The 8851-nt window shown below is 71.1% G+C and carries 9 protein-coding genes and 2 pseudogenes; 5 read left to right on the top strand and 6 right to left on the bottom strand.

All coding sequences use genetic code 11. The features are described from left to right. Window positions 1-385 (bottom strand): winged helix-turn-helix transcriptional regulator (locus AOK24_RS07115; protein ID WP_167376810.1); only part of this gene is annotated, 385 nt, incomplete at its 3' end. Window positions 386-502: 117 nt separating this feature from the next. On the opposite strand from AOK24_RS07115, the gene eno reads away from it, so the two are divergent. Beyond that, window positions 503-1813: a phosphopyruvate hydratase gene (eno, locus tag AOK24_RS07110; protein WP_055719199.1), complete on the top strand. Its 1311-nt coding sequence runs from the start codon at window positions 503-505 to the stop codon at window positions 1811-1813. Between the two features lie 357 nt (window positions 1814-2170). Next, entirely contained in the window at window positions 2171-2581 is a 411-nt protein-coding gene (locus tag AOK24_RS49585) for a hypothetical protein (RefSeq protein ID WP_055719198.1), read from the top strand. A 144-nt stretch (window positions 2582-2725) separates the two neighbouring features. Here the strand turns inward: AOK24_RS49585 and AOK24_RS52640 are convergent. From AOK24_RS52640 to AOK24_RS07090, 3 genes and pseudogenes are all read right to left on the bottom strand, one after another. After that, a pseudogene (locus AOK24_RS52640) lies at window positions 2726-3133 on the bottom strand (transposase); the annotation flags it as partial. A 260-nt stretch (window positions 3134-3393) separates the two neighbouring features. Then, window positions 3394-3666, bottom strand: a pseudogene (locus tag AOK24_RS52635) (transposase family protein); the annotation flags it as partial. Between the two features lie 39 nt (window positions 3667-3705). After that, the gene (locus tag AOK24_RS07090) at window positions 3706-4578 is read right to left on the bottom strand and encodes a hypothetical protein (RefSeq protein ID WP_055719195.1); all 873 of its coding nucleotides are present in this window, start codon (window positions 4576-4578) and stop codon (window positions 3706-3708) included. A 194-nt stretch (window positions 4579-4772) separates the two neighbouring features. Here AOK24_RS07090 and AOK24_RS07085 point away from each other — a divergent pair, with 194 nt between their 5' ends. The 3 genes from AOK24_RS07085 (at window position 4773) to AOK24_RS52235 (ending at window position 7331) form a co-directional block, all read left to right on the top strand. Beyond that, on the top strand, window positions 4773-5813 hold the full coding sequence (locus AOK24_RS07085) for a WD40 repeat domain-containing protein (RefSeq protein WP_055719194.1): 1041 nt from the start codon (window positions 4773-4775) through the stop codon (window positions 5811-5813). A gap of 155 nt (window positions 5814-5968) precedes the next feature. Continuing rightward, on the top strand, window positions 5969-6649 hold the full coding sequence (locus AOK24_RS07080; protein WP_055719193.1) for a hypothetical protein: 681 nt from the start codon (window positions 5969-5971) through the stop codon (window positions 6647-6649). Between the two features lie 82 nt (window positions 6650-6731). After that, the gene (locus AOK24_RS52235) at window positions 6732-7331 is read left to right on the top strand and encodes a hypothetical protein (RefSeq protein WP_055719192.1); all 600 of its coding nucleotides are present in this window, start codon (window positions 6732-6734) and stop codon (window positions 7329-7331) included. Here AOK24_RS52235 and AOK24_RS07070 read toward each other — a convergent pair. Both AOK24_RS07070 and AOK24_RS07065 read right to left on the bottom strand, forming a co-directional pair. Continuing rightward, window positions 7318-8292, bottom strand: coding sequence for an acetylxylan esterase (locus AOK24_RS07070; RefSeq protein ID WP_055719191.1), 975 nt, complete (start codon window positions 8290-8292; stop codon window positions 7318-7320). The genes AOK24_RS52235 and AOK24_RS07070 overlap by 14 nt on opposite strands. 140 nt (window positions 8293-8432) lie before the next feature. Further along, window positions 8433-8851: Rv1733c family protein (locus tag AOK24_RS07065; RefSeq protein ID WP_055719190.1), on the bottom strand; the 419-nt coding region annotated here is incomplete at its 5' end.

The following is an 8851-nucleotide window of genomic DNA, read 5'->3' as shown; positions in this document are numbered from 1 at the left end:
CCCGCACCCGCCCCCGTACACGCGCCTGCTCGGCCCCCTCCTCCTCGGCGGACGCGGTCAACTCGCCGTCGCCGAGGACCCACCGGTCCCCCCAGTCCTGCATCGCGACGAGCAGCGGCAGCAGGGCTGTACCGGCGTCGGTGAACACGTACTCGTACCGCACGGGCCGCCGTTGGTACAGGCTCCGCCGCAGCACGCCCTGCGCGACCAGCTTCCCGAGCCGCTCGGTGAGGACCTTGCGGGAGAGGCCGATCTCGGCGGCGAGCGCGTCGAAGCGGACGTGGCCGCGGGCGACTTCGCGCAGCACGAGTACGTTCCACCAGTCGCCCAGGACGAGGGCGGCCTGGGCGATGCCGCAGGTCTCGTCGGCGTTGTGCATCCTCATGGACCCATAGTAGGTTCCTTTTCGGGACTCACTTTGTTTCCAGTCGGAACTTAAAGACCGCCCGCAGCCGCCTGCACCCGTCCGGTGCCACGCGGGCCCAGCGTGAGGAGACGTGTCGTGACCGCGATCAGCAGGGTCGTCGCCCGGGAGATCATCGACAGCCGGGGCAACCCCACCGTCGAGGTGGACGTGGAGCTGAAGGACGGCTCCCTCGGCCGCGCCGCCGTCCCGTCGGGTGCCTCGACCGGCGCCCGGGAGGCGGTCGAACTGCGGGACGGCGACCCGCACCGCTTCCACGGCAAGGGAGTCCGCCGCGCGGTCGACGCCGTGAACGAGAGCGTCGCGGACGCGGTCGTCGGCCTCGACGCCGAGGACCAGGCGACCGTCGACCGCACGATGATCGAGCTGGACGGCACGCCCACCAAGTCGCGCCTGGGCGCCAACGCCCTGCTCGGCGTCTCGCTCGCCACCGCGAAGGCCGCTGCCGCCGCCCACCGGCTGCCGCTCTACCGCTACGTCGGCGGCGTCGACGCGCGGCTCCTGCCCGTGCCGATGATGAACATCGTCAACGGCGGCGCCCACGCCGACAACCCGCTCGACTTCCAGGAGTTCATGATCGCCCCCATCGGCGCGGCGACCTTCGCCGAGGCCGTCCGGATGGGCTCCGAGGTCTTCCACACCCTGCGCGCGAGCCTCCTCGCCGCAGGCCACAGCGTCAACGTCGGGGACGAGGGCGGGTTCGCGCCCGACCTGCGCACGGCCGACGAGGCGCTCGACTTCGTCGTCCAGGCCATCGAGCGCAGCGGCTACAAGCCCGGCACCGACATCACCCTCGTCATGGACCCGGCCGCCTCCGAGTTCTTCCGGGACGGGGTGTACGACTACGCCGGGGAAGGCGTACGCCGCACCCCCGGCGAACACGCCGCGTACCTCGCCGGGCTCGTCGAGCGCTACCCCGTCGCCTCCATCGAGGACCCGATGGGCGAGGACGACCACGAGGGCTGGCGCGAGCTGACCGCGAGCCTCGGCGAGCGCTGCCAGCTCACCGGCGACGACGTCTTCTGCACGAACGAGACCCTCCTGAGCGCTGGCATCCGCGCCGGCATCGCCAACTCGATCCTGGTGAAGGTCAACCAGATCGGCACCCTCACGGAGACCCTCGCCACGGTGTCCACGGCCCACCGCGCCGGCTACACCGTCGTCATGTCCCACCGCTCCGGCGAGACCGAGGACACCACGATCGCCGACCTCGCCGTCGCGACGGGCTGCGGCCAGATCAAGACCGGCTCCCTCTCCCGCGCCGACCGGACCGCCAAGTACAACCAACTCGTCCGGATCGAGGAGGAGTTGGGCGCGCAGGCGCGGTACGCGGGGGCGGCGGCGCTGGGGCTGCGCCCAGGGCCGACGCGTGCTCAGGTAGCGAGATGACCGGTTCGCCCAGGCTCAGTAGCTGGTGGAACTTCACACCGAGACCGCACCCCGCGCCATGGCCACCGTACGCAACCTGGTCATCGGCCTTGTGAGCCAAGTCGCCTGGACCAACATCGCCGCAGCGGTCGATCGCTACCGAGGGGCCGGGTTCCGGATATGCGTGAAAGTGCGTATTTCGGTGCTCTTGCCTGGGGCTGGTGCGGGGCGAGTGGGTGGGAGCGGGTACCGTCCTGGTCATGTCTGGTGATCTCCAAGACGGTGGCCCTTGCCGTGAAAATGCGGCGATGGGAGGGCGGTCGGCTGATCCGGGGTGGCTGTTGAACGCCGATCCGGGACAGATTCTGGCGGCACCGGATGCTTGAGCCCTTCGAGATCTCTTTCATGGCCAGCCTGTCGTGGGATGACCTGCGCACAGCCCTGTCGGAGCACTTGCGGACGCCGATCGAGAACGTGGTGATGTTTGGCGATTGGCTGGATCTACCGCCGAAGAGGCAGGGGGAAACGACAAGCCTGGACATCATCCGGCAGGAAGTCGGGTACCGGACGCTCGTCGACGGTATGTCCCCGCTGAATGTTGGTGGTGAGAAGCTCGGCTTCCTCGCAGCAGCGCTGGCCATGGAGTTCTCGACGAGTGTTGCGATCGGTGACTACACGCATGACTGCGGATACGCGTGTGGGCGATTCATCGTCTGCCGGCCCGACGGGAGAATCTTCTTCGCACTGGAAAAATCTGGCGGCGAATTCTGGGATCTGGAGCTCTTGTGACGCAGGACGGGTGGAACAGGGGCGATGAGTCCGATGGCGAGGTTGCGCAGGGTGGCCATGGCGCGGGGTGCGGTGCCAGTGCGTACTCGCGAGGCGTCTTTCGCCGTAGGTCACGTCTCTGACGTGATGCAGGGCCTCGACTGACCGGTGACTCCGGACGAGTTCGGCGAGTCGTGCCGGGCCGGCCTGTTCGGGCGGGAGGCTGATGACCGCGTAGACGGTCTTCGTCTCGGCCTTGCCGGTCTTGTGGTTGGTGCGGCGGCGCCTGATCTCCATCGCCTGGACGGCGTGCGGGAAGAGCAGGCCGGGTCGGACGGTGCAGACCTTCAGGCGGCGGACCTCGCGGCGGCCGTGCCCGGCCCCGGTGGTGCGGGCTTGCAGCGGGATCTGGCGCCAGGGCAGGTGTCGCCGCTGCTGGCGCGGCTTCTTCTGGTTGCCCTTGACCACCAGGAGGTAGTGGCCGCCGGTGGTGATGAGGTGTTCGGCGTGGGTGCGCTGGGTGTGTAGCGCATCGGCGGTGACGACGACACCGTGCAGGTTGATTTGGTCCAGCAGCGGGGCCGAGGACGGTATCTCGTTGCCCTTTGCGGCGATCTGGCGCTGGGCGATCCGGTCTGGCAGGAGTGGAGCGCGGCGGCGAGCAGGTGGACGGCTGCGCCGTCGGTACGGGATCCGCGGACCGGCTGGCCGTCGACGGCCAGGCCGGCCAACGTGTCGCCGCCTTCGTCGACCGGGGCGGCGGCGTACCGGGCGAGCCAGGCGCCCTCGGCGTCGTCGAGCGCGTCGCCGTTCAGGCGGGCGAGGAGCCGTCCCAGCGTGGAGGCGTTCGGTGTGCTGGAGGCCAGTTCGAGTTGTTCGCGCAGGCCGGGGTGGGTGTCGGCGGCGAAGCGGGCGATGGCGGCCAGGGGCGTGGCTCCGCCGAGGACAGCGACCAGGCATAGCGCGAGCAGGGAGTTCAGGCGGTAGCGGCGGCCCCGGACCCGGCGGGGATCGGGTATCCGCCCCAGTACCTCGGCGAGGGAGGTGAGCTGTTGCGGATCGGCGCTACACGGGCGATCGACTCGTCTCGCGAGCTGAGAACGCATCAGCCCTGGTGCTGCGCCGCTGACGGAAAGAAGCCGGCGTCAGTCCAGGATCGACTCGTCGAAGACCGTCTTCGACCATTCCTGCGTGTTCTGGTCCCTTTCCCACGCGCGGCGCTCCAGCCCCTCGGCCGGAATGGTGCGGAAGTTCTTCCCGTTCAAGCGGAATTCCGTCGTCCTCGTCTTTCCGTCCTTGTTCCACACGATCTCGGGAATCCAGACACAGTCACAGGTCCGGGTCTCCACGACGAGGTCGATCAGCAAGGACTTTCCGTCGAGGAGTTCTTGAGGGAGTTTCGTGGCTCCCGGAAGAGAGACGGTCGCGAAATCGGCGCCGCCGTCGAGATCGGCGCGGGCGACCAGGGGGGTCGGACCGTCTCCGCACCCCCAGGTCTTGAGCCCCACCAGGGTCGCCTGCACGGCGGTCGGAGCCGGTCGCCGTTCGAGCACCCTGATCCTCAGCTCCTTGATCTGGAGCGGCCGGTCGTCGACGGGCTGGACGTCGATGACGACGTGGGTGGAGGAGGGGTCCCCGGCGGTGTCGGCGCTGATGAACGCCGGGTCGGGACTGCCGTCCCCGAGGACGGGTACGGTACCGAAGTCGCCGGGCGGCCTCGTCACCACCCACGCCTCCCACGGGCACAGATACGCGCTCGCCAGGGACCGGATGCCCTGCGTCTCCGCCTCCGGCTGGCCCGCAGCCCTGGGGGACTCGGCGACTCTCGGGGGACGGGAGCCGGAAACGTACAAGGGGGGTTTCTTCTCCTCGAACCGGTCCCCGATCCACGAGAAACCACCGGCCAGCCCGAGCCCGATCAGCGAGACGACGACCGGCGCGACGATGGCCGTGGCGACGAAATGGCTGTCCCGCAGATAACGCCGCCAGCCTGTTGGCGGAGAGGGGTTCTCTGACACGAGGGACTCCTGTCGGTCGACGCGATGTCGCACAGGCCGTTCCCCGCCCAAAATACTCGCAGTACATTCACCTGATGAAGCCTGGTGGGCGGAGAATCGTATTCCTGATCGGTGTTCTCGTCGCCGCGTTGACCGCGGGCGGATTGGTCGTCTGGCAGCGCGAGAGGGAATTGCGGGAGACACGGGACGCATTGGTGTTCCAGAAACAGAATGTCTCCCGGCTGCTGTCCGTCGAGTCCCGTGACCTGATGGACACGGACCCCGATCTGGCCGCGCTCCTCGCCGTGCGGGCGTACCGGACCGCCGCCACCGACGAGGCGGACACCGTCCTGCGCAACGCGGCGGCCCTCCCGCTCAGGCGCCGCCTCGCCGGACACCACGACGCCGTGCTGACCCTGGCGTTCAGCCCCGACGGCACCACCCTCGCTACCGCCGGGGGCTCCGCCGACGACACGCGCGCGGTGAAGGTCTGGGACACCCGGACCGGACGCCTGCGCGGGAACCTGCCGCACCAGCCCGAGAACCTCGTACGCGCCCTCCGTTTCACCCCCGACGGCACCGCCCTCGTGACCGGCTACGCCGACGGCACCCTGCGCCGGTGGGACACGGCGACCGGCCGCCCCGGCGCGACCTGGGCCTTCCACGTCGCGCACCCCACCGCGGCGGCCTTCACCCCCGACGCGCGCACCTACGCCGCCGCGGGCGAGGACCGGACCATCCGCCTCTGGGACACCACGACCGGCCGCCTGCGGACGACCCTCACCCACCCCACCGACGACCTCGTCCAGGAACTCCGCTTCAGCCCCGACGGCCGCACCCTCGCCACCACGAGCAACGACTCCCGCACCATCCGCCTGTGGAGCGACGGCCGCCTGCGGACGACCCTCACCACGGCCGAGAACGCCGCCACGACAACGGCGTTCAGCCCCGACGGCCGCACCCTCGCCGTCGGCGGCGGACTCAGGGGCATCGGGCTGTGGGACACCGCCACCCAGCAGCCCCTCGGCGGCCCCGTCACCACCCCCGGCGAGGAGATCGACTCCGTCGCGTTCGGCGCCGACGGCACGACCCTGTACGCGAGCAGCGCCCACGCACCCCTCCAGCGGTACGACATCGACCCCGAGCGGGCGGCCCGGCGGGTCTGCGAGCGAGCGGGGGGCGTCGGCCTCACCCGAGCCCAGTGGCGGACGTACGTACCCGACGCACCGTACCGGCGGATCTGCGGCCGAGCGTGACGCGTACGGCCGGTGTCCGGCGCGTTAAGGATCGCGTACGCGCAGGTCAAACCGGTTGTTCAGGACCGGAGGGGGGCTTCTCGAACAACTCCTCGGCGCGGAAACGTCGTCCCCGGACAGCGAATCCGCAAGCAGACGCAAGAGGAGAACCAAGGGTGAAGACCGAACTCGGGACCGGGCGCAGGAAGAGGCTGGCCGGGCTGATGGCGCTGGGCCTGGCGCCCCTGGTGGTGCTGGCGTCCCCCGGCGTCGCCTCTGCGAGCGGCCAGGAGTGCCTGGGCAACCACTACACCGAGCCGAACGCCGACATCGCCGGGAACTGGTCGACGAAGTACCAGACCCGGACCGTGGCCGTGCAGCAGGCCAGCAAGCCCTGGCAGGACTGGGTGTGGCGCGGCGACCGGCAGCACCTCACGTACCGCTGCCCCACCAACGTCCCCAGCTGCACCTACGCCTGGTCGAAGTCCAAGACGACCGGCTGGAAGTACTCGGTCGGCCTCAGCCTCAAGGTGCCCGGCGTCTTCAGCAAGGCGCTCAGCGAGCTGGCCTCCATCACCCCGAACTACGAGCGCAACGGCTCCACCACCACCTCGTTCACCTGGCAGATCACCATGCGGCCCGGCCAGTACGCCGCACCGATCCAGGTCGTCGAGCGCCGCTGGACGCAGGGCGTGTACGTCGGGATCTACCACTCGACCGGCAGGTCCTGCCTGCCGAGCCCGGGCGACGTCACGGCCAAGCCGCACTTCTACACCTGGTCGCCGAACGAGCGGTGGGGCTCCTGGACCAGCAACATAGCCGTCAACGACTACGGGACGTACCACGTCTGGTCCTGACCGGCCCGCACCGAGGCACCCCGCCGCCCCCTCCGGCGGGGTGCCTCACCCCGTCATCGCTCCCGACCCAGGATCTGAACCCATGCGCCGCTTCTCCCGGGCCGCCGCAGGCGTGCTCGCCGTGTTCGCCTGCGCGCTGCTGAGCGCCTGCGACTCCGCGTCGTCTTCCGCGACTCCGGCCGCCGCCGCTTCTCCCGCGCCTTCGCCTTCGCCTTCGATGAAGACGCTGCCGCCGTCCCGTCTGTGCGCGGTGCTGTCGGCCGATGCCGCCCGGCGGCTGGTCCCCGGTGCCCGCTTCACCGCCCAGGTCGCCCCCGACCAGGGCAGCGCCCCGGACGTCTGCGCCTACACCTCCGCCGACGGCGACGCTTCCGTCTCCCTCACCCCGGCCACCCGCCCCTACGCCGCCGAACTGGCCGCCGCGCACTCCCTGCGCGCCGACCCGGCGCCCGCTCAGATGAGTGGCGTGACGGTCGACGCGGTGACCGGGCTCGGGATGCGGGCGTTCCGGGAGACCGCGTTCCAGACGGAGACCCGGCAGCGGGTCACGTTCACGGTGTGGGAGGCCGGTGCGCGGGCCTGGGTGCTGACGTACGCGGTGGCCGCCGGTACCCCGGGGACACCGGGCGCCGTCGCCGACGACCCGGTGGTCCGTGTCGCGAAGTCGCTCAGCGTGCGGTGAGCGCGCGCAGCCAGCGGAGCTTGGCCTCCTCCTGGTAGGGGCCGCCGCCCTCGTGGTCGTTGAAGTCGTACACCTCGATCTGCTTGTCGTCGTGCGCCCAGGCGTTGAACGCCGCGAACACCGTCGACGGCGGGCAGGTCTGGTCCTCAAGGGCCGCCGAGAACAGGGCGGGGGCACTCGCGCGGGCCGCGAAGTGGACGCCGTCGAAGTAGGCGAGGGTGCGCTGGACGTCGGCGCTGCGGCCCCGGTGCGTCTTCAGGAAGAGGCCGATCTCGCGGTACGGGTGCCGGTCCGTGAGGATCGCGGCGCGCGGGAAGTCGCACAGGAACGGTACGTCCGGGGCGGCGCCCGCGAGGTCCGGTACGAGCCCGGAGACCGCGATGCTGATGCCGCCGCCCTGGCTGCCGCCGAGGACCACCGTGCGGGACGCGTCGGCCAGCGGGTGCGAGCGGGCCGCCTCCACCGCTCGCACGCCGTCCGTGAACACCCGCCGGTAGTAGTAGTTCTCCGGCGCGTCGATCCCGCGCGTCATGAACCCCGGGTAGGCGGGCGCGGCGCCCACCGGGTCCGGGGTGCCGCCACCGCCGCCCCAGGCGCTGCCCTGGCCCCGGGTGTCCATGATCAGGTGGGCGCGGCCCGTCGACGCCCACAGGAGGTGCTCGTGCGGGAGGCCACGGCCGCCGCCGTAGCCGACGAACTCCACGACCAGCGGCAGGGGTTCGGTCGCGCCGGACGGGACGGTGAACCACGCCTTCACCGGGTGGCCGCCGAAGCCCGCGAACGTCACGTCGTACACGTCGACCGTCGTCAGGCCCGTGTCGACCGGCTCGAAACGGGCGTCCAGGTCGTGCTCCCGCGCTTCCTGGAGAGTCTTCGTCCAGAACGCGTCGAAGTCCTCCGGGGCCACCGAATCGCTGCGGTACTCGTGGAGTTCTTCGAGGGACAGGTCGAACAGGGGCATCAGGAAACCGCCTTCGGGGAAGTGGCCGGACGCCCTCACCGTACGTGGCGCGGAGGAGGGCCACCAGAGGCCGAAAGTTTTCGGTTCCCGCAGGTCACGCGGGGGGCGAGGGTTCCCGGTGGCGGGGCCCGGGGGACGGTTCAGGCCCGGCGGCGCGTCCAGCGGGGTTCCGTCAGGGCCCAGTCGCGCTCCCACTCCGCGAGGCGGTGCCGCAGCGCCGTGCGGCGGAAGACGACGTACCCGACGGCGACCGCGCCGGCCATGGCGCCGCCCGCGCAGAAGGCGACCGAGAGGGACTGCTGCCACACCATCGCCGAGTTCGGCGGCGGGCGCACGCCGCGGCCACGGGCGTCGAGCCAGACGTCGACCACGTCGCCGGTGCGCGTGCCCGCCTCGACGGGAGCCGTCGTCGTACGGGGCTGCCCGCCCGGCGGGGTCCAGCGGACCGCGACCCGGTACGACTGCTCGCGCCCGTTCGCCGACGCCGGGGTCTCGGGGATACGGCCGACGACCTCGGCCCGCACCTGGTGCCGCTCGGCGCGCAGCCGGTCGGCGACCG

Source organism: Streptomyces niveiscabiei (genome assembly GCF_001419795.1).
GTDB lineage: Bacteria > Actinomycetota > Actinomycetes > Streptomycetales > Streptomycetaceae > Streptomyces > Streptomyces niveiscabiei.
The sequence above is the reverse complement of the archived record's forward strand: the minus strand, read 5'-3'. Positions and strand labels throughout refer to the sequence as shown.

Bases quoted from the DNA above. Each gene is read 5' to 3' on its own strand.
- AOK24_RS52235 (WP_055719192.1), top strand. From the start codon at position 6,732: ATGCGCCGCTTCTCCCGGGCCGCCGCAGGCGTGCTCGCCGTGTTCGCC.
- AOK24_RS49585 (WP_055719198.1), top strand. From the start codon at position 2,171: ATGCTTGAGCCCTTCGAGATCTCTTTCATGGCCAGCCTGTCGTGGGAT.
- AOK24_RS07070 (WP_055719191.1), bottom strand. From the start codon at position 8,292: ATGCCCCTGTTCGACCTGTCCCTCGAAGAACTCCACGAGTACCGCAGC.